The organism is Ideonella alba (assembly GCF_018069875.1).
Lineage (GTDB): Bacteria > Pseudomonadota > Gammaproteobacteria > Burkholderiales > Burkholderiaceae_C > Ideonella > Ideonella alba.
Window position 1 is genome coordinate 133,238 of record NZ_JAGQDF010000012.1, and the last position, 19,083, is coordinate 152,320.

Genomic DNA, 19,083 nt, shown 5'->3' on the forward strand with positions numbered 1-19,083 from the left:
GGCCTCTCAGGCGAGCAGCCAGACCGCGCCGTCGCGGGCCTGCACCTCGAAGGTCTGCAGCGTGGTGCCGGCGTCTTCCAGGCAGGCGCCGCTGCGCAGCGCGTAGTGCTGCTTGTAGACCGGCGAGGCCACCACCGGCTCGCCGCCCAGGTCGCCGACGATGCCGCGCGAGAGCACGTTGGCGCCGCTCTTCGGGTCGTGGTTGTCGAGCGCGAAGAGGCGGTCGTCGGTCAGGCGGAAGACAGCGATCTGGCGGCCGCCCAGCAGCGCGCAGACGCCGGTGTCGGGCAGGATGTCGTCCAGCGCGCAGATGCGCTGCCAGGCGGCGTGGGGCTGGTCCATCGGGGGCTCCTCAGACGGGGGTGGCTTCGGCGGCCGGCTGCGCCTGCAGCGCGCGCTTTTCCTCGGGCGTGGCCGGGCGCGGCTGGCCGCGTTCCTCGACAAACACCACGTTGGCGTCACCGGCCTCGCTGTTGACGAAGGTGCGCAGCTGCTGCAGCGTGGCCGGGGTCTGGAGCGCCACCTTCCACTCGCAGGCATAGGCGCCGATGACCTGGGCCATCGCGGCCTCCAGCTCCTCGCCAATGCCCAGCGAGTCCTGCATCACCACCGCCTTCAGGTAGTCCAGGCCGCCTTCCAGGTTGTCGCGCCAGGTGCTGGTGCGCTGCAGGCGGTCGGCGGTGCGGATGTAGAACATCAGGAAGCGGTCGATCGCGCGGATCAGGCCGGCCTCGTCCAGGTCGCTGGCCAGCAGCTCGGCATGGCGCGGCTTCATGCCGCCGTTGCCGCACACATACAGGTTCCAGCCCCGCTCGGTGGCGATCACGCCGACGTCCTTGCCCTGCGCCTCGGCGCATTCACGGGTGCAGCCCGAGACGCCGAACTTGATCTTGTGCGGCGCGCGCAGGCCCTTGTAGCGGTGCTCCAGCCGCAGCGCCATGCCCACCGAGTCCTGCACGCCGTAGCGGCACCAGGTGGAGCCGACGCAGCTCTTCACGGTGCGCAGCGCCTTGCCATAGGCATGGCCCGACTCGAAGCCGGCGTCGACCAGCTCGCGCCAGATCTGCGGCAGCTCATGCGCCTGGGCGCCGAACAGGTCGATGCGCTGGCCGCCGGTGATCTTGGTGTAGAGCTTGTGGCGCTGCGCGATCTGGCCGATCGTGATCAGCTGGGCCGGCGTGATCTCGCCGGCGGGCACGCGCGGCACCACCGAGTAGGTGCCGTCCTTCTGGATGTTGGCCAGGAAGCGGTCGTTGGTGTCCTGCAGCGGCAGGTGCTTCGGGGCCAGCACGAAGTCGTTCCAGCAGCTGGCCAGGATGCTGGCCACCGCCGGCTTGCAGATGTCGCAGCCATGGCCGCGGCCGTGCTTGGCAATCAGCTCGCCGAAGCTGCGGATGCCGCCCACGCGCACCAGGTGATGCAGTTCCTGGCGCGAGTGCGGAAAGTGCTCGCAGACATGGTTGGTCACCGCCACGCCCTGGCGCTTCAACTCGGCCTTCAGCACCTGCTGCACCAGCGGCACGCAGCCGCCGCAGGAGGTGCCGGCGCGGGTGCAGGCCTTGAGCGCGCCCAGCTCGTGCACGCCCTCGGCGATGGCGCCGCAGAGCTGGCCCTTGCTGACGTTGTTGCAGGAGCAGATCTGGGCCGTGTCGGGCAGCGCGTCCACGCCCAGGCCCACGGGGGCGCCGTCGCCGGCGGGCAGGATCAACTGCTCGGGCGCGGCCGGCAGCGCCAGGCCATTGAGCACGTACTGCAGCAGCGTGCCGTACTCGCTGGCATCTCCCACCAGCACCGCGCCCAGCAGGGTCTTGCCATCGGCGCTCAGCACCAGGCGCTTGTAGAGCTGCTTGGGCTCGTCGCTGAAGGCGATGCTGCGGCAGCCTGGCGTGCGGCCCTGGGCGTCGCCGATGCTGGCCACGTCCACGCCCATCAGCTTGAGCTTGGTCGACAGGTCGGCGCCGCGGAAGGCCGCCGTGGCCTCGCCGGCCACCTGCGCGGCCACCACGCGCGCCATCTCGTAGCCGGGGGCCACCAGGCCGAAGACCTGCTCGTTCCAGGCGGCGCACTCGCCGATCGCGAAGATCGCCGGGTCGCTGCTGCGGCACTGGTCATCGATCACCACGCCGCCGCGCGGGCCCACGGCCAGTGCGCACTGGCGCGCCAGCTCGTCGCGCGGGCGGATGCCGGCCGAGAAGACCAGCATGTCGGTCTCCAGGTGGGTGCCGTCGGCGAACACCAGGCGGTGGCGCGCCGTGGCGCCGTCGGTGATCTCCAGCGTCTGGCGGCTGGTGTGCACCTGCACGCCCAGGCCCTCGATGCGCCGGCGCAGCAGTGCGCCGCCGGCCTCGTCGATCTGAACCGCCATCAGGCGCGGCGCGAACTCCACCACGTGGGTGCCCAGGCCCATGTCACGCAATGCCTTGGCGCACTCCAGCCCCAGCAGGCCGCCGCCAATGACCACGCCGCTGGACGACACCGCACCCGAGGCCTGCATCGCCTGCAGGTCCTCAATCGTGCGGTAGACATGGCAATGGTCGCGGTCGCGGCCCGGGATCGGTGGCACGAAGGGCACCGAGCCGGTGGCCAGCACCAGCTGGTCGTAGTGCAGCTGATCGCCGTCGGCCAGGCGCAGCGTGCGCTCGCGCCGCTCGATGCTGGCCACCCGCGCGCCCAGGCGCAGCGTCAGGCCGGGGCGCTCGTAGAAGCCGGGCGTGACCAGGGACAGATCGTCGGCGCTGCGCCCGGCGAAGAACTCGCTCAGGTGCACGCGATCGTAGGCGGCGCGCGGCTCCTCCCCCAGCACCGTGACCTGCAGACCGGCGGCCGGCAGGTCGGGGATGCGCTGCAGCAGTTCCTCGACGAAGCGGTGGCCGACCATGCCGTTGCCGGCGACGACCACATGGGTGTGCGGTGCCATGGCGGGGTGTCTCATGCCGCCTTCTCCACATGGCCTTGCCGCGTGTAGAGGAAGTCGATCACCGCCTTGCGGTAGGCCTGGTACTGCGCGTCGTCGGCCAGCGCCACGCGGCTGCGCGGGCGCGGCAGCTCGACGTGCAGCACCTCGCCGATCGTGGCGGCCGGGCCGTTGGTCATCATCACGATCTTGTCGGACAGCAGCACCGCCTCGTCCACATCGTGCGTCACCATCACCACGGTGGCGCGGGTCTTGGCGACGATCTCCAGCAGCTCGTCCTGCAGCTTGGCGCGGGTGAGCGCGTCCAGCGCACCGAAGGGCTCGTCCATCAGCAGCACCTGCGGCTCCATCGACAGCGCCCGGGCGATGCCCACGCGCTGCTTCATGCCGCCGGAGATCTCGCCGGGGCGCTTGCCCGCGGCGTGGCCCAGGCCCACCAGGGCCAGTGCGGCCTCGGTGCGGGCCTTCAGCTGCGCCTTGCTCTCGCGGCCGCCGAAGACGCGTTCCACCGCCAGGTGGATGTTCTCGAAGCAGGTCAGCCAGGGCAGTAGCGAGTGGTTCTGGAACACCACCGCACGCTCCGGCCCGGGGCCCTTGATCTCCTTGTCGGCGCACAGCAGCACGCCCTCGGTGGGCGCGGTCAGGCCGGCGATCAGGTTCAGCAGCGTGGACTTGCCGCAGCCCGAGTGGCCGATCAGCGCGACGAACTCGCCCTTCGCCACGCTCAGATCGATGTCGCGCAGTGCGGGGAACAGGCCCTGCTTGGTCTTGAAGGTCTGCGCGACGCCCTGGATCTCGATGTACTTGGCGGTGTTCATGCCTTGACCTCCTCGTAGGTGAACAGCGAGGCCAGGCGGATCAGCGCGGCCTCCAGCAACAGGCCGACACCTCCGATCACGAAGATCGCGATGATGATCGACGAGACGTTCAGGTTGTTCCACTCGTCCCAGACCCAGAAGCCGATGCCCACGCCGCCGGTCAGCATCTCGGCGGCCACGATCACCAGCCAGGCCGTGCCCACCGCCAGGCGCACGCCGGTCAGCAGGTAGGGCAGCACCGCGGGGAAGAGGATCTTGGTGAAGACCTTCCACTCGCTCAGGTTGAGCACGCGGGCGACGTTCAGGTAGTCCTGCGGCACGCGCTGCACGCCCACCGCGGTGTTGATGATCATCGGCCAGATCGAGCAGATGAAGATCGTCCAGATGGCGGCCGGGTTGGCGCCCTTGAAGACCAGCAGGCCGATCGGCAGCCAGGCCAGCGGCGAGACCGGGCGCAGCAGGCTGATCAGCGGGTTGAACATGCGCGAGAGAAACACCGAGCGGCCGATCGCGAAGCCCGCCGGGATGCCCACCAGCGCCGCCAGGCCGAAGCCGATGCCCACGCGCTTGAGCGAGGACAGGATGTTCCAGCCGATGCCCTGGTCGTTCGGGCCGTTGCGGTAGAACGGGTCGGAGAAGACCTTCACCGCCTGCGCCCAGGTCTCGGCCGGCTTGGGGATGCCGCTGCCGGTGGTGGACGCAATGCCCTGCCACACCAGCACCAGCAGGCCCAGGCCGAAGATCGGCGGCAGCACCGCCATCCACAGGCCGCGCCAGTCGCGTGGCGGACGGCGCGGTGCGGGGGTGGGCGCGGGCGCGCTCTCCAGCGGGGCGGACTTGGCAGGCGCCGGCGCAGCGGCCGGCGGAACCGGGGCCGCGGCGGCCTCGATCGGCGAATGGAAGATGGCAGCGACCATGGTGGCGTCCCTTTCGGCCTCAGGCCTTGATGGCGAAGGAGTCGGCGTACTTGGCCGGGTCCTTGCCGTCCCAGACCTTGCCGTCGATCAGCTTGCTGCTGCGCATCGGGTCCTTGGGCACGCTGATGCCCATGGCGCTGGCGACCGACTTGTACAGATCGACCTGGTTGACCTGTTTGGCCACGGCCAGGTAGTCGGGGTGGGTCTTCATCAGGCCCCAGCGCTTGTGCTGGGTCAGGAACCACATGCCGTCGGACAGGAAGGGGAAGTTCACCAGCCCGTCGTTGAAGAACTTCATGTGGTTGGGGTCGTCCCAGGTCTTGCCCAGGCCGTTCTGGTAGCGGCCCAGGATGCGCTGGTTGATCGCGTCGACGCCGGTGTTGATGTAGGCCTTCTGCGCCACCGTCTCGGCCATCTTCATCTTGTTCTGCAGGCCGGCGTCGATCCACTTGCCGGCCTCGAGCACGGCCATCATCACGGCGCGCGTGGTGTTGGGGTACTTCCTGACGAACTCGGCGCTGGTGCCCAGCACCTTCTCCGGGTGGTCCTTCCAGAGGTCCTGGGTGGTGTTGGCGGTGATGCCGATGCCATCCATGATGGCGCGGTGGTTCCAGGGCTCGCCGACGCAGAAGCCGTCCATGTTGCCCACGCGCATATTGGCCACCATCTGCGGCGGCGGCACGGTGATCAGCTTGGCGCCGCTGAGCGGGTTGATGCCGAAGCTGGCCAGCCAGTAGTGCATCCACATCGCGTGGGTGCCGGTGGGGAAGGTGCCGGCGAAGGTGTATTCGCGCGGGTTGGCGGCGATGTGCTTGGCCAGCGACGGGCCATCGACCGCGCCCTTGTCGGCCAGCGCCTTCGACAGCGTGAAGGCCTGGCCGTTGTTGTTCAGGTTCATCAGCACGGCCATGTCCTTCTTCGGACCGGCGGTGCCCAGGTGCACGCCGTAGACCAGGCCGTAGAGCACGTGGGCCATGTCCAGCTCGCCGCTGACCAGCTTGTCGCGCACGCCGGCCCAGCTGGCTTCCTTGCTGGGCACGATGGTCACGCCGTACTTCTTGTCGAAGCCCAGCACGCTGGCCATGACCACGCTGGCGCAGTCGGTCAGCGGGATGAAGCCGATCTTCACTTCTTCCTTCTCGGGCTTGTCCGAGCCGGCGGCCCAGACGCCGCTGTGGCCCAGGCTGGAGAACACGGTGGCGGCGCCGACGGCGGCGCCCTTCTTCAGCACATCGCGGCGCGACGGATCGGGGGTGCGGGTGGTCATGGGCAACTCCTGAGGCCAAAAGAAACGGGGTCGGAAAACGACAACGGCGCCCATCGCCAGGCCTGCGGGTGCAAGCCGGCAATGGACGCCGTTGTCCGTGTCCGGGAAGACTTCATCGCACCACAACCGCCATTGGCCGCGGTGCCTTGAGCTCTTCTCAGCAGAACCCGTGCCAGACCCAGGGTTCACCCGGGGTGGCGCGGCAAGTCATTGAATTTCCTGGGGAATGTCTGGCTGGGCGGGGTAGCGTCGGGGCCATCGGCCACGCACGAGGCTGGTGCGTCAGCGCCCGCAGGCACTGCGGCAGTGCATCAACGGCCGGGCGGGGGCGGCAGCACCGCGGCCATGGCCAGCACGGCCTCGGCCACGTCCACCAGGCGGCGGCTCTGGTTCATGGCCATTTGGCGCATGGTCTTGTGCGCCTCGTCCTCGCCCAGCTGGCGGTGCGCCATCAGCAGGCCCTTGGCGCGCTCGATGGTCTTGCGCTCGTTCAGGCTGGCGCGCACGGTGTCGAGCTCGTCGCCCATCGCCTGCAGGCGCCGCGCCTGGTCGCGCACCAGGGCCAGGACCGAGCCGTCCACCGGTGGGCCAACCGCCAGGCTGGCCGGCAGGACGGCGGCCCCGGTCGGCTCGTCGAAGAAGGCGCTGTCCGGCGCGCTGGGCCCGGCGGCGCGCAACTGGTCGCCCAGGCGTTCGAGCTCGGCCAGCTCCTGCTCGGTGGCGCGCAGGCGCTGGCCGCACAGCGCCTGCAGCTCGCTGGCCAGCGCGTCCTCGACCGATTTCATCGCGTCGAGCCGGGCGGTGCAGGCGTCGAACCAGACCTGGCTGAGGCCGGTGTCCAGCGGGCCGTCGGCGGGCGTGGTGCACAGCACGCGCCGCAGGCGCTCCAGCGGCAGCAGGTGGTCGGGGCGCTGCAACTGCTGCCAGGTGGTGGACAGTCCGGGGCCCGCGACATCGGCGAACACTTGCAGGCAGCGCTCCTGCGACTCGATCAGGTGCAGCAGGCGCTGCTGGCTGTCGGTCTCGGCGCGACCGGCGGCGAACAGGGCCGAGCCCGCCGCTCGCTCCTGACCGGCGAACTCCTTGCCCTGCAGGAAGTTGAAGAAGGCCACCAGGTGGCGCGAGATGTCCGGGTCCAGGGCGCTGTCCGCCGCCTCGAAGACCACCGCCAGCAGCGCGCTGATCACACGCACATAGGCCTCGGTGGCGCGCGGCGCCGACCAGTGGCGCGCCTGCACCTGCTCGCGCAGCGTGCCCAGCGCCGCCAGGCCTTGCATCGCGTAGGCGATGGCCGCGAACAGGCGGGCGCGGTGGCCGCTGGGCCCGGTGTCGGTGTCGAGCTGCTCGAAGGCGTAGAGCACCTCCTCCTGCAGGCCCTGGCTGCCGGCCACCTGGGCCAGGCGCTCATCGGCCCAGTGGCGCCCTTGCGAACCCAGGAACAGGTTGGACAGGCCGCGCTCGCGCTGCAGTGCATGCACCAGGCGACCCACGGCGTTGACCAGGGCGCCGGTCAGCACCAGGCGGCGCAGGCTGGCGATCTCGCTGCGCTTGGCAGCCTTCAGGAAGGACAGGGCGGATTTCATCGACCCACCCACTGGCAGCAACATCCGTGCCGTCGGCGATTCAGGCGGGCTCGCGCTGCGACGGCGGCAGCACCGCCGCGGCCTGGGTGAACAGGCCGCGCAGCCAGGCGATGCCCTGGTCCTGGCGGCGGTACTTGTGCCACTGCACGGCCTGCTGCATCGGCGGGATCTCGATCGGGCAGGGCCTCACCACCAGCGGCCACACCGACAGGAACAGGCGCGCCAGGCGCTCGTGCATCGTCGCCACATGGTCGGTGCCGACCAGCAGCCCCGGCACCGTGGCAAAGCCGTAGCTGGACGCCACGATGCGCCGCGTCACGCCCAGCCGGGTGATGAACCAGTCCTCGTACGAGGCCGACGCGGCGTCCTGCGGATGCATCACCACATGGCCGGCGGCCAGGTAGCGCGCGCGGGTCAGTGCGCCGCGGGCCAGCGCGCCGTCCTGCCAGACCGCGCAGACGAAGCGCTCCTGGTAGAGCACCTCGCTGGGGTGCTCGGCCGACAGCAGGGCCTGCGGCAGCACCAGCAGATCGGCCTCGCCCCGCTCCAGGCTGCGGTGCGGCTGGGCGATCTGCGGCAGGAAGTCGATGCGCACCCTCGCGCCCTGGCCGGCGGCCAGCGCCATCACCTGGGGGCCGATCACCATCTGCGTGTAGTCCGAGGCGAAGACGCGGAACACCCGCTCACTGCGCGCGGGGTCGAAATCGGGCTGGGTGGCGATCGTGCTGTCCACCCGCACCAGCACGTCGCGCACCGGCTGCTGCAGCGCCTCGGCGCGCGGCGTGGGCTCCATGCGCCGACCCACCTGCACCAGCAGCTCGTCGTCGAAGTACTCGCGCAGCCGGGCCAGCGCGTCGCTGGTGGCCGAGGGGCTGAGGTTCAGCCGCGCGGCCGCGCGCGTCACGCTGCGCTCGGTGAGCAACGCGTCCAGCGCGACCAGCAGGTTCAGGTCCAGGCGGTTGAATCGCATCGATGGATCCGAGGGATAACCCTTGATGATTCGGTTTCATCGAATCATGACATGGATCGAATCCGCTTTTCCAAACGCGTCCGGGCCGCAAGACTGCGCCCCATGTTCAGGTACTTCCCCACCAACTACGTCTGGAACCTGTCGGTCGATCTAGCGATCGAGATGGGCGCGCGCATCGGCGAGATCGAGGCCATGTGCGCCCCGCTGCAGGAGGCCGCCAAGGCCCCGGACGCCGCCGGCACGCAGGCCTTCCGCGAGACCTGGGTGCGCATGGCCGACCAGCTCTGCGGCCTGGCCGAAGAGGACGAGTCGCGCGGTCGCCGCTTCAGCGCCGGCGAGAAATACCGCCGCGCCGCCAGCTACCTGCTGACCGCCGAGCGCCTGCAGGCCCACCACGCCCCGGGCCGCCTGGCGCTGTACCAGCGCGAGCTGGCGCTGTTCCAGAAGGGCTCGGCGCTGCTGGGCGATCCGGTGCAGCGCGTCGAGATCCCGTATGAGGGCAAGACCTTGTCGGCGCTGTACCGGCCGGCCCAGGGCCTGCAGCCCGGCGAGCGCGCGCCGATCCTGGTGCAGCTCAACGGCCTGGACTCGACCAAGGAGATGAAGTACCTGGTCGGCCTGCCGGGCTGGCTGGCCCAGCGCGGGGTCTCGTCGCTGGTGGTGGACCAGCCGGGCACCGGCGAGGCGCTGCGCCTGCACGGCCTGACCGCGCGCTTCGACACCGAGCACTGGGCCAGCCGCGTCGTCGACTGGCTGGAGCAGCACCCGCAGGTGGATGCCGCGCGCATCGGCTGCGAGGGCGTCTCGCTGGGCGGCTACTACTGCCCGCGCGCGGTGGCGATGGAGCCGCGCTTCGCCTGCGGCGTGGCCTGGGGCGCCAACCACGACTGGCGTGACGTGCAGAAGCGCCGGCTGGAGAAGGAAGGCAACTTCCCGGTGCCGCACTACTGGGCCCATGTGTGCTGGGTCTGGGGAGCCAAGGACATCGAGGACTTCATGCGCATCGCCGAGGACGTGCACCTCGACGGCGTGGTCAAGCAGATCCGTGTGCCCTTCCTGGTCACGCACGGTGCCAACGACTCGCAGATCCCGCTGAAGTGGGCCGAGCGCACCTACGAGCAGCTGGTCAACAGCCCGAAGCGCGAGCTGAAGGTCTTCACCGAGCGCGAGGGCGGCAGCCAGCACGCCAGCTTCGACAACAGCATCAACGCCGGCCACTACATCGCCGATTGGGTGGCCGAGACCCTGGGCGGCCGCACCGCCGCCTGAGCACCAAGGACCCCACCATGCAGATCATCGGACCCGATGCGCTGGTCTTCGGCGTCGACGACGTCGCCGCCTGCGCGCAATTCCTCACCGACTACGGCCTGACGCCGGTTGGCCTCACCGAGGCCGGCGGCCGCTTCGAGGCCGAGGACGGCACCGCCGTGGTCATCGCCCGTGCCGACGACCCCGCGCTGCCACCGCCGATGGGCACCGCCAGCCTGCTGCGCAAGACCGTCTACGGCGTGAAGGACGCCGCCACGCTGGCGGCGATCGCCAATGAACTGGGCCGCGACCGCGAGGTGCGCCAGCTGCCCGACGGCTCGATCGAGGCCGCGGACGACATGGGCTTCGTGCTGGGCTTCCAGCTCACCGTGCGGCGCCCGCTGCAGGTGGCCGGCGAGGCCGCCAACGCACCCGGTCAGCCCGCGCGCGGCCTGAACGCGGTGGCGGTGGCCGAGGACATGCCGCACCGGCCGCTGACGCTGTCGCACGTCGTCTACTTCGTGCCCGACGAGCCGCGCGCCGCCGCGTTCTACACCCAGCGCCTGGGCTTTCGATGCACCGATCGGCTGGAGGGCGCCGGCCCCTTCCTGCGCCCGGCGGGCACCGACGACCACCACACGCTGTTCCTGATCCAGACGCCGCCGTTCATGAAGGGCGTCGAGCACTTCACCTTCCACATGAGCGGCCCCACCGCGGTGCTGCAGTCGGGCTACCGGCTGGTGGCCAAGGGCTACCAGTCGTTCTGGGGGCCGGGCCGCCACAAGATGGGCTCGAACTGGTTCTGGTACTTCAACAGCCCGCTGGCCACCCATGTCGAGTACGACGCCGACATGGACCGCCACGACGACGCCTGGACCGCCCGCAGCGTGCCGCTGAGCGCCGATGCCTCGCAGGCCTTCCTGTTCCAGCCGCGCGACAAGTGGTTCCCCGGCGGTGGCCCGCCCCCCGGGGCCGGCGGTCCCCGCTGAGCCGCTCGCTGTACGCACCACCCACCCCCAGGCGAGGACCACCTCGCCGGCCCCCAGGAGACATCCCATGACCCTCGCAGCCCAACGCATCCTGATCATCGGCGGCGGCTTCTCCGGCATGTCCGCCGCGATCGAACTGCGCAAGCACGGCGCTGACGTGGACCTGGTCGAGATCGACCCCGAATGGCGCAACTACGGCGCCGGCATCAGCCTGGGCGGCGCCACGCTGCGCGCCTTCCGCCAGCTCGGCGTGCTGGACGCCTTTCTGCAGCAGGGCGCGGCCAGCGACGGCGTGCAGCTGCGCCTGCCGCACGGCCAGCCGATCGGCGAGCTGCCCACGCCGCGCATCGCCGGCCCCGACGTGCCCGGCGGCGGCGCGATCATGCGCCCGGTGCTGGCCCGCATCCTGGCCGACGCCACCCGCGCCAGCGGCGCCACCGTGCGCCTGGGCTGCACCTTCACGTCGATCGAGCAGGATGCCGAGGGCGTGGAGGTCCGCTTCACCGACGGCCAGCGTCAGCGCTACGACCTGGTGATCGGCAGCGACGGCCTGTATTCCAAGGTGCGCGGGGCCCTGCTGCCCGACGCCCCGCGGCCCGCCTACAGCGGCCAGGCCGTATGGCGCGCGGTGCTGCCGCGGCCCGACGAACTCAAGACCATCACCATGTGGATGGGCGGCGCGGTCAAGCCCGGTGTCAACCCGGTCTCGGCCGATGAGCTCTACCTCTTCGTCACCGAGCGCCGCCCGACCAACGACCATGTCGACCCGGCCACCTTCGCCGACACGCTGCGCGCACTGCTGGCCCCGTTTCCCGACCCGATGCTGCAGGCGCTGCGCGCCCAGATCAGCCCCGCCTCGCAGATCGTCTTTCGCCCGCTGGAGGGCATGCTGGTGCGCGGCGACTGGTACCGCGGCCGCGTGGTGCTGATCGGCGACACGGTGCACGCCACCACGCCGCACCTGGCCTCGGGCGCCTGCATCGGCATCGAGGATGCGATCGTGCTGGCCGATGAGCTGGCGCGCCACGCCAGCGTGGCCGAGTCGCTGGCCGCCTTCCAGGCCCGCCGCTATGAGCGCTGCCGCATGGTGGTCGACAACTCGGCCCGCCTGGGCCAGATCGAGATGGAGGGCGGCGACAAGGACGAGCACGCCCACATCATGCGCACGTCGCTGATGGCGCTGGCGCAGCCGATCTGAGACGGGAGCCGCCGACGATGCGACCGCTGCAACGCCCCCGCCGCCTGGTGGATCTGTCGATCTACCTGGAGAACGATGTGCTGTCCGATCCGCCGCCGCTGGCGCCGAAGATCACTTACCAGAAGCACCAGGACACGCTGCCCGAGTTCATGGCGATGATCCCGGGCACCACGCCGGAGGACTATCCCGAGGGCGAGGCCGCTGCCGCCGAGTGGGTGACGCTGACCACCCACAACGGCACCCACCTGGACGCCCCCTGGCACTTCCATTCCACGCAGGACGCGAAGAACGGCGGCGCGCGCCCCAGCATCACGATCGACCAGGTGCCGCTGGAGTGGTGCTACCAGCCTGGCGTGAAGCTGGACTTCCGCCACTTTCCCGATGGCTATGTGGCCACCGCGGCCGACGTCGAGGCCGAGCTGGCACGCATCGGCTGGACGCTGCAGCCGCTGGACATCGTGCTGGTCAACACCCGCGCCGGCTCGCGCTACGGCCACCCCGACTACCTGGGCGCCGGCTGCGGCATGGGCTACGAGGCCACGATGTACCTGCTCGAGCGCGGCGTGCGACTGACCGGCACCGACGCCTGGAGCTGGGACGCGCCCTTCTCGTACACCGCGAAGAAGGTGGCCGAGACCGGCAACAAGGCGCTGATCTGGGAAGGCCACAAGGCCGGCCGCGACATCGGCTACTGCCACCTGGAAAAGCTGCACAACCTGGAGGCGCTGCCCGCGCACGGCTTCCTGGTCAGCTGCTTCCCGCACAAGATCCGTGGCGCCTCGGCCGGCTGGACCCGCGCCGTGGCCATTTTCGAGGACTGACGCCATGCGACTGGCCACCCTGAACGACGGCAGCCTGGATGGCCGCCTGATCATCGTTGCAAGCGACGGCGCCCGCGCCGCCCACGCCCCCGCCCCCTGGACCACGCTGATCGGCGCGCTGCAGCAGTGGGCCACCGCCGAGCCCGCGCTGCGCGCTGCGGCCGCCGCGCTGGACGCAGGCGAGGGCGGCTTCGCCTTCGATCCTGCGGCCTGCGCCGCGCCGCTGCCGCGCGCGCCGCAGTGGCTGGACGCCTCGGCCTTCCTGAACCACGGCCGGCTGATGGAGAGCGCCTTCGGCACGCCGCCGATCCCCGACTTCGACACCGTGCCGGTGATGTACCAGGGCGCCAGCGACGATTTCCTGGGGCCGCATCAGGACGTGCCGCTGCCCTCCGAGGCCCACGGCATCGACTTCGAGGGCGAGTTCGGCGTCATCGTCGACGCCGTGCCCATGGGCGCCACGCCGGCCCAGGCCCTGGCCGCCGTGCGCCTGGTGGTGCAGCTCAACGACTGGAGCCTGCGCGCGCTGGGCCAGCACGAGGTGCGCACCGGCTTCGGCTTCCTGCAGGCCAAGCCCAGCACCGCGTTCGCGCCGATCGCCGTCACCCCCGAAGCGCTGGGCCCGGCCTGGCAGGCCGGCCGGCTGAACCTGCGCCTGCACGTGCAGTGGAATGGCGAGCGCTTCGGCGAGCCCTCGGCCAGCGAGATGAACTTCGACTTCGGCCAGCTCATCGCCCACGCGGCGCGCACGCGGCGGCTGAGCGCCGGCACCATCGTCGGCTCGGGCACGGTGTCCAACGCCGAGCGCGGCGCCGGCTCCGCCTGCATTGCCGAGCGCCGCATGATCGAGAAGCTGGCGCACGGCGAGATCCGCAGCGGCTTCATGCGCTTTGGCGACCGGGTGCGCCTGCAGGCCTGCCACGCCGATGGCCGCCCCGGCCCCTTCGGCGCGATCGACCAGCGCGTGGTGGCGGCGGGGGCGCCGTGACGCGGGTGCGCCTGCTGGGCGCCGGGCAGCACCTGGCGCTGTCCTCGGGCGCGAACCGGGCGCCGGTGGCACCGCCCGTGGCACCGCCGCTGCCGTCTGGCCTGGGCGATGATCCGCGCCAGCTGATGGAGCGCTTCGTCGACCTGTTCTACCGCCGCCGCCAGGTGCGCGCGGCCTTCGAGTCCTGCGTGGTGCGCACCGGTTTCCGTGACCATGACCCGTCACGCCCCGGCGGCCGCCAGGCGGCCATCGAGATGCTGGCGCGCAAGCTGGCCGAGCCCGACTTCTTCGTCGAGGTCGAGCGTGTCTTCCTGGACGGCGACCGCGCGGTGGTGCACACCTGGGTCGGCTCAGGGACGGATCGCCACCAGCGCCTGGACCTGTTCCGCATCGACGCCGGCCGCATCGTCGAACACTGGGGCTTTGACGAGACCGGCCGGTCCGTCTGTGCCCATTCCCTGCCTACGGAGACCGCTTGATGCGTTCCAAGATCCAGCGAGGCATCAGCCTCTACAGCTTCCAGGAAGAGATGTTCCTGGGCCAGATGAGCGTGGAGGACGTGATCGCCTTCAGCGCCAGCATCGGCGCCCGCGCGGTGGAGATCCTGCCCGAGCAGAACATGCCCACCTTCCCGAACATCAGCGACGCGCAGATCGCCCAGTGGCACGAGATGCTGGCCCGCCACGGCGCGCACTTCTCGTGCTATGACATGTTCCTGGACACCAAGCGCCACAAGGACCGGCTGCTCACCGACGACGAGCAGGTCGAGAGCATCCAGCGCGACCTGCGGCTGTGCCACCGCCTGGGCATCCGCAACATGCGCATTCTCATCTTCGTGCGCCCGGACATCCTGGAGCGCTGCGTGCCGCTGGCCGAGCAGCTCGACGTGCACATGGGCGTCGAGGTGCATGCGCCCTGGTACCTGGACCACGCCTGGATCCAGCGCACGATCGAGGTGGCCGACCGCTTGAAGACCCGGCACCTGGGCATCCTGCCCGACATGGGCATCTTCATGAAGCACTACCCGCCGGTGATGCGCGCGCGCTATGAGCGCCAGGGCGCACGGCCCGAGGTGACGCAGTTCATCGTCGACAGCCACGAGCAGAAGATCATGTGCGAGTACACGATCTACGAGGTGGCGGTGAAGATGCAGGGCAACAAGGCCGAGGTGGCGATGGCCGAGAGCCTGCGCCACAACCCCTACGCGAACCCCAGGCGCATCGGCGACTTCGCGCCCTACTTCCGCCACATCCAGGCCAAGTTCTACGAGATGACCGAGGACTGCCGCGACCCGTCACTGGACTACGAGGCGGTGATTCCCGAGCTGGTGAAGGCCGGCTGGGAGGGCACGCTGTCGTCCGAGTACGAAGGCAACCGCTGGATCCAGGACGTGCAGCCGGTGGACAGCCGCGAGCAGGTGCGCCGCCAGCATGTGATGTTCGAGCGGCTGATCGCCCAGGCCGAGCAGGCGCAGCCAGCAGGAGCCCAGTGATGTTTGACAAGTACATCATCGACCCAGCGTCGGTGGCCAACACCGGACCGGCCGACGCGCCCACCGGGTTCTCGTTCACCAGCAAGCTGGGCTACTACCGCGGCCTGGGCCTGTCGATGGTGGAGGACCTGAAGGTCTCGATCGACGGCCAGGCGCTGCCGCGCGAGGCCATCACTTTCAATGAAGGCCCGGGCCCGCTGACCCTGGACCAGATGGAGACCGCGCTGGAGCGCCGCTGGGCCTTCGGCGCCCCCGCCACCATCAGCGTGGCGCTGCCGGGCGGCTTTCCCCGGGGCGAGCACACGCTGGCGCTGCAGCAGCGCCTGCGCATCTCCTACATGCCCTTTCCCAGCGTCAACCACGACGAGAAGCGCATCCGCTTCGGCTGATCGGGGCTGCAGGCCTTCAAGCCGAATCGCGCACGACCAGTTGATGACCCAGCGTGCGGGAGGCCGGGCGCTGGCCGCTCAGCCGCGCCAGCAGGATCTCGGCGGCGGTGGCGCCCAGCTCGCGCATCGGCTGCGACACCGTGGTCAGCGCCGGCTCGAACACGGCGGACAGCGGCAGGTCGTCAAAGCCCACCACCGCGATGTCCTCGGGCACGCGCCGACCGGCGCGTCGGAAGGCCTTGATCGCGCCAATCGCCAGTGTGTCCGACACCGCAAAGACCGCGGTCGGCGGCTCCAGCAGCGCCAGCAGTCCACCGGCGGCCTGCGCGCCGGCGTCGTAGTCCAGGCTGGCGGCCAGCCGCACCAGTTGCGCATCCGGCTTCAGACCGGCACGCTCGATGGCCATCTCGTAGCCCTCATGGCGCAGCTGCGCCCAGCGGTAGGTTTCGTCGGCGGTGATCAGCCCGATGCGGCGGTGACCGCGGTTGAGCAGGAACTGCACCGCGTCGATCGCCGCCTGGCGGTGGTCGATGCTGACGTAGGGCGGACCGGCCTTGGGCAGGTACTCCGAGCAGTTGACCCAGGGCAGGTTGCGCAGCTCGCCCAGCAGCGTGCCGTCGTCATTGAGGTGGGCCAGGTTGATCACGCCGTCGGCCAGGCGGTTGTAGATCGCATCCAGCGCGGTGGTGTGCGGGGCCTCGTCGCCGGCGGCGTCGGTCAGCAGCAGCTTGTAGCCCGCCGGCCGGATCACCGACTCCACGCCCTGCACGATCTGCGCATAGAACGGATTGGCGAAGTCGGGCACCAGCACCATCAGCAGGTGGCTTTGCGCCATGGCCAGGCTGCGACCGGCGGCATTGCCGCGGTAGCCGGTGGCTGCGATCGCACGCTCCACGCGCTTGCGCGTCTCGGGGTTCACCGGCTTGCTGTTGTTCATCACCCGCGAGACGGTGGCGATGGACACCCCCGCCAGGCGGGCGACCTCGTCGATGGAGGGCAGGTTCTTCATGGGGCGTGCCGCGCGCAGCGGCTGGAAAGTGCTTTCCCATTCTGCCTGATATGGTGACTTGCTGTCCAAACGTCTCGCCGGTCACTCAGGAAATCTACCTATGATAAAAGTAGAAACCCTAGTGTGGGAAAGCGAGGAAAGCGCTTACCTTTCGTTCCGCTGATTGATCCCCGCCCACGGTCGATGCACGGCGCGCCCGACACCGGCAATCGACCGCCACGACACCCCTAGGAGACAAACCGATGTCGCAGCAGCAACTCACTCCCCTGAGCCAGGTGCTCCTGGCCGCCGGCCTGGTGGCCGCCAGCCTGCCTGGCTGGGCCCAGGACGCCAACACCACCGACCGCAAGGCCGGCGTGATCCAGGAAGTGGTGGTCACCGCCCAGAAGACCGCCCAGCCGGCGTCGAAGACGCCGGTGGCCCTGTCGGTGGTCAGTGCCGACGACCTGAAGGACGCCGGCATCACCGACGCCCGCGGCCTGGCCGAGGTCACGCCCAACCTGCAGATGGGGCAGGAGAGCGGCAAGCTGCAGATCGCCATCCGCGGCGTGGTCAGCCTGGACATGACCGAGAAGGGCGACCCCTCGGCGGCCTTCAACGTCGACGGCGCCTATGTCGCCCGTTTCGAAGCCCAGATGGGCGCCTTCCTCGACCTGGACCGCATCGAGGTGCTGCGTGGTCCGCAAGGCACGCTGTACGGTCGCAACGCCACCGCCGGCGCGATCAACCTGATCACTGCCAAGCCCGCCAAGCTCTTCGGTGCGCGCATCGAGGGTGAGATCGGCAACTACGGGGCGCGCCGCATCGAGGGCATGATCAATGTGCCGATCAACGATGTGCTGTCGCTGCGCGCCGCTGCCAGCAAGACCCAGCGCGACACCTACTTGAACCCCGGCCCCAACACCGATATTCCGCTGGAAAGCAAGAGCGACTACGCCGGCCGCGTACATCTGCTGGCCAAGATCTCGGCCGACAGCTCGCTGCTGCTGACCGCCGAAACCAGCCATCAGGGCGGCAATGGCGCCACGCCGGTGCCGATGGGCAACTTCTTCACCGGCACCTACATCGACCGCCTGCCCTTCTCGCCGCCCGACACCGGCAACAACATCCAGAACCCGGTCTACATCGACCGCGGTTCGGCCGCCCAGCGCACCACCGGCCTGCGCTTCCAGGCCACGGATGCCCACCGCGACAACGACGCCCACGCGCTGCGCGCCGAATACAAGCGCAGCCTGGGTTTTGCAGAGCTGACCTACCAGTTGGCCTACATGAAGAGCCAGGTCGACGAGGTCCAGAACGGCGTCTACTTCGGCTTCCCGTTCCGCGGCGAGGTGCCGGGCACCGCCGAATCCACCTCGCATGAGCTGCGCCTGAATTCGCAGGGCAGCGGCCCGCTGCGTTGGGTGGCCGGCGCCTACCTGTTCGACGAGAAGGTGCACCGCGACACCATCTACCGCACCTTCATCACCGCGCCCTTCGGCAGCTTCACGGTGACCGTGCCCTTCAACGTGGACGTGCGCAACAAGTCTAAGGCGGTGTTCGGTCAGGCCACCTACGCGCTGCAGCCCGAGACCCGACTGACCATGGGTCTGCGCTACACCAAGGACGACAAGACCGGCTCCGACACCCTGGCCGGCACGCCCGCCACGCCGCCAGCCACCTCCAGCCCCGCGGCCTATTCCACCGGCGTGGCCTTCAGCAACACCAGCTGGAAGCTGGGTGTGGACCACGACCTGACGCCCGGCACCATGGTCTTCGGCTCGGTGGCCACCGGCTACAAGGCCGGCGGTTTCAACGACCAGGTCACCGCCGGCACCTACAAGCCCGAGAACCTGACCGCGGTGGAGCTGGGCGTGAAGAGCAAGCTGATGCAGGACCGCCTGCAGCTGACCGCCAGCCTCTTCCACTACGACTACAAGGACATGCAGCTGAACTCGGTGGTCTGCCGCACCAACGATCCGTCGACCTGCGGCTCGGTGACCACCAACGCGGCCAGCTCCAAGATCAACGGCGCCGAGATCGAGTCCCGCTGGCTGGTCAGCGACAACGGCCAGCTGCGTGCTTCGGTGGCGCTGACCGACGCCAAGTTCGGCACCTACAAGCCCAACGCCACCGATGACTGGAGCGGTCAGCGTCTGGACCGCGCGCCGCGCAGCGTGGTCAGCCTGGGCTACAGCCACCGCTTCAACCTGGAGTCCGGCGCCGACATCACCGCCACCGTGGGGACCCGACTGAACTCGGGCTACACGATCAGCGATCCGGCCGCCGGCGTGCGCTACGGCCAGCCCTCGTTCCGCAAGAGCGACGCCAGCCTCGGCTGGACCAGCCCCGACCAGAAGACCCAGGTCCAGCTCTTCGTGAAGAACATCGAGGACAAGATCACGATCGAGAGCCGCGTGCCGGGCAGCTTCTTCATCGGCGACCCGCGCACCTACGGCGTCCGCGCCAGCTACAGCTTCTGATGCGTGACCAGGCCCCGG

At 69.9% G+C, this 19,083-nt stretch carries 17 protein-coding genes; 9 read left to right on the forward strand and 8 right to left on the reverse strand.

Going from position 1 to position 19,083, the window contains the following annotated elements:
- Window positions 1–6: 6 nt before the first annotated feature.
- The 7 genes from nirD to KAK07_RS19170 all read right to left on the reverse strand — a co-directional run bounded on the left by nirD (window position 7) and on the right by KAK07_RS19170 (window position 8,469).
- Complete coding sequence (nirD, locus tag KAK07_RS19140) at window positions 7–342, reverse strand: nitrite reductase small subunit NirD (protein WP_210862626.1); 336 nt, start codon at window positions 340–342, stop codon at window positions 7–9.
- 10 nt (window positions 343–352) lie between these two features.
- Window positions 353–2,932 carry a nitrite reductase large subunit NirB gene (gene nirB, locus KAK07_RS19145; RefSeq protein ID WP_247664472.1) on the reverse strand — a complete coding sequence of 860 codons (2,580 nt, stop codon included), beginning with the start codon at window positions 2,930–2,932 and terminating at the stop codon, window positions 353–355.
- Entirely contained in the window at window positions 2,929–3,732 is an 804-nt protein-coding gene (locus KAK07_RS19150) for an ABC transporter ATP-binding protein (RefSeq protein ID WP_210862627.1), read from the reverse strand. Before KAK07_RS19150 ends, nirB begins: the two co-directional genes overlap by 4 nt.
- Window positions 3,729–4,649, reverse strand: a complete 921-nt coding sequence (ntrB, locus tag KAK07_RS19155) for a nitrate ABC transporter permease (RefSeq protein WP_210862629.1) — start codon at window positions 4,647–4,649, stop codon at window positions 3,729–3,731. Before ntrB ends, KAK07_RS19150 begins: the two co-directional genes overlap by 4 nt.
- A gap of 19 nt (window positions 4,650–4,668) precedes the next feature.
- Window positions 4,669–5,916 carry an ABC transporter substrate-binding protein gene (locus KAK07_RS19160; RefSeq protein WP_210862631.1) on the reverse strand — a complete coding sequence of 416 codons (1,248 nt, stop codon included), beginning with the start codon at window positions 5,914–5,916 and terminating at the stop codon, window positions 4,669–4,671.
- A gap of 311 nt (window positions 5,917–6,227) precedes the next feature.
- A complete protein-coding gene (locus KAK07_RS19165; RefSeq protein ID WP_210862633.1) occupies window positions 6,228–7,499 on the reverse strand; it encodes a nitrate regulatory protein in 1,272 nt (423 codons plus the stop codon).
- A gap of 40 nt (window positions 7,500–7,539) precedes the next feature.
- Window positions 7,540–8,469 carry a LysR family transcriptional regulator gene (locus KAK07_RS19170; protein ID WP_210862635.1) on the reverse strand — a complete coding sequence of 310 codons (930 nt, stop codon included), beginning with the start codon at window positions 8,467–8,469 and terminating at the stop codon, window positions 7,540–7,542.
- A gap of 102 nt (window positions 8,470–8,571) precedes the next feature.
- On the opposite strand from KAK07_RS19170, the gene KAK07_RS19175 reads away from it, so the two are divergent.
- From KAK07_RS19175 to KAK07_RS19210, 8 genes are all read left to right on the forward strand, one after another.
- Entirely contained in the window at window positions 8,572–9,738 is a 1,167-nt protein-coding gene (locus KAK07_RS19175; protein WP_210862637.1) for an alpha/beta hydrolase family protein, read from the forward strand.
- Between the two features lie 17 nt (window positions 9,739–9,755).
- A complete protein-coding gene (locus KAK07_RS19180; protein WP_210862639.1) occupies window positions 9,756–10,706 on the forward strand; it encodes a VOC family protein in 951 nt (316 codons plus the stop codon).
- 67 nt (window positions 10,707–10,773) lie between these two features.
- A complete protein-coding gene (locus KAK07_RS19185) occupies window positions 10,774–11,904 on the forward strand; it encodes an FAD-dependent oxidoreductase (RefSeq protein WP_210862642.1) in 1,131 nt (376 codons plus the stop codon).
- A 17-nt stretch (window positions 11,905–11,921) separates the two neighbouring features.
- The gene (locus tag KAK07_RS19190; protein ID WP_210851608.1) at window positions 11,922–12,725 is read left to right on the forward strand and encodes a cyclase family protein; all 804 of its coding nucleotides are present in this window, start codon (window positions 11,922–11,924) and stop codon (window positions 12,723–12,725) included.
- Window positions 12,726–12,729: 4 nt separating this feature from the next.
- Complete coding sequence (locus KAK07_RS19195; RefSeq protein WP_210851609.1) at window positions 12,730–13,713, forward strand: fumarylacetoacetate hydrolase family protein; 984 nt, start codon at window positions 12,730–12,732, stop codon at window positions 13,711–13,713.
- Complete coding sequence (locus KAK07_RS19200) at window positions 13,710–14,192, forward strand: nuclear transport factor 2 family protein (RefSeq protein WP_210862643.1); 483 nt, start codon at window positions 13,710–13,712, stop codon at window positions 14,190–14,192. Before KAK07_RS19195 ends, KAK07_RS19200 begins: the two co-directional genes overlap by 4 nt.
- Window positions 14,192–15,205: a sugar phosphate isomerase/epimerase family protein gene (locus KAK07_RS19205; RefSeq protein ID WP_210862646.1), complete on the forward strand. Its 1,014-nt coding sequence runs from the start codon at window positions 14,192–14,194 to the stop codon at window positions 15,203–15,205. Before KAK07_RS19200 ends, KAK07_RS19205 begins: the two co-directional genes overlap by 1 nt.
- Window positions 15,205–15,594, forward strand: a complete 390-nt coding sequence (locus KAK07_RS19210; protein WP_210862648.1) for a C-glycoside deglycosidase beta subunit domain-containing protein — start codon at window positions 15,205–15,207, stop codon at window positions 15,592–15,594. Before KAK07_RS19205 ends, KAK07_RS19210 begins: the two co-directional genes overlap by 1 nt.
- A gap of 16 nt (window positions 15,595–15,610) precedes the next feature.
- Here KAK07_RS19210 and KAK07_RS19215 read toward each other — a convergent pair whose 3' ends face one another.
- Window positions 15,611–16,603, reverse strand: a complete 993-nt coding sequence (locus KAK07_RS19215) for a LacI family DNA-binding transcriptional regulator (protein ID WP_210851613.1) — start codon at window positions 16,601–16,603, stop codon at window positions 15,611–15,613.
- A gap of 242 nt (window positions 16,604–16,845) precedes the next feature.
- Here KAK07_RS19215 and KAK07_RS19220 point away from each other — a divergent pair, with 242 nt between their 5' ends.
- On the forward strand, window positions 16,846–19,065 hold the full coding sequence (locus tag KAK07_RS19220) for a TonB-dependent receptor (protein WP_210862649.1): 2,220 nt from the start codon (window positions 16,846–16,848) through the stop codon (window positions 19,063–19,065).
- The last annotated feature ends 18 nt before the right edge of the window (window positions 19,066–19,083 follow it).

What these genes read in the sequence shown, in the direction of transcription:
- nirD (WP_210862626.1), bottom strand. Translation starts at nt 342, where the DNA reads ATGGACCAGCCCCACGCCGCCTGGCAGCGCATCTGCGCGCTGGACGAC.
- nirB (WP_247664472.1), bottom strand. Translation starts at nt 2,932, where the DNA reads ATGAGACACCCCGCCATGGCACCGCACACCCATGTGGTCGTCGCCGGC.
- KAK07_RS19150 (WP_210862627.1), bottom strand. Translation starts at nt 3,732, where the DNA reads ATGAACACCGCCAAGTACATCGAGATCCAGGGCGTCGCGCAGACCTTC.
- ntrB (WP_210862629.1), bottom strand. Translation starts at nt 4,649, where the DNA reads ATGGTCGCTGCCATCTTCCATTCGCCGATCGAGGCCGCCGCGGCCCCG.
- KAK07_RS19160 (WP_210862631.1), bottom strand. Translation starts at nt 5,916, where the DNA reads ATGACCACCCGCACCCCCGATCCGTCGCGCCGCGATGTGCTGAAGAAG.
- KAK07_RS19165 (WP_210862633.1), bottom strand. Translation starts at nt 7,499, where the DNA reads ATGAAATCCGCCCTGTCCTTCCTGAAGGCTGCCAAGCGCAGCGAGATC.
- KAK07_RS19170 (WP_210862635.1), bottom strand. Translation starts at nt 8,469, where the DNA reads ATGCGATTCAACCGCCTGGACCTGAACCTGCTGGTCGCGCTGGACGCG.
- KAK07_RS19175 (WP_210862637.1), top strand. Translation starts at nt 8,572, where the DNA reads ATGTTCAGGTACTTCCCCACCAACTACGTCTGGAACCTGTCGGTCGAT.
- KAK07_RS19180 (WP_210862639.1), top strand. Translation starts at nt 9,756, where the DNA reads ATGCAGATCATCGGACCCGATGCGCTGGTCTTCGGCGTCGACGACGTC.
- KAK07_RS19185 (WP_210862642.1), top strand. Translation starts at nt 10,774, where the DNA reads ATGACCCTCGCAGCCCAACGCATCCTGATCATCGGCGGCGGCTTCTCC.
- KAK07_RS19190 (WP_210851608.1), top strand. Translation starts at nt 11,922, where the DNA reads ATGCGACCGCTGCAACGCCCCCGCCGCCTGGTGGATCTGTCGATCTAC.
- KAK07_RS19195 (WP_210851609.1), top strand. Translation starts at nt 12,730, where the DNA reads ATGCGACTGGCCACCCTGAACGACGGCAGCCTGGATGGCCGCCTGATC.
- KAK07_RS19205 (WP_210862646.1), top strand. Translation starts at nt 14,192, where the DNA reads ATGCGTTCCAAGATCCAGCGAGGCATCAGCCTCTACAGCTTCCAGGAA.
- KAK07_RS19210 (WP_210862648.1), top strand. Translation starts at nt 15,205, where the DNA reads ATGTTTGACAAGTACATCATCGACCCAGCGTCGGTGGCCAACACCGGA.
- KAK07_RS19215 (WP_210851613.1), bottom strand. Translation starts at nt 16,603, where the DNA reads ATGAAGAACCTGCCCTCCATCGACGAGGTCGCCCGCCTGGCGGGGGTG.
- KAK07_RS19220 (WP_210862649.1), top strand. Translation starts at nt 16,846, where the DNA reads ATGTCGCAGCAGCAACTCACTCCCCTGAGCCAGGTGCTCCTGGCCGCC.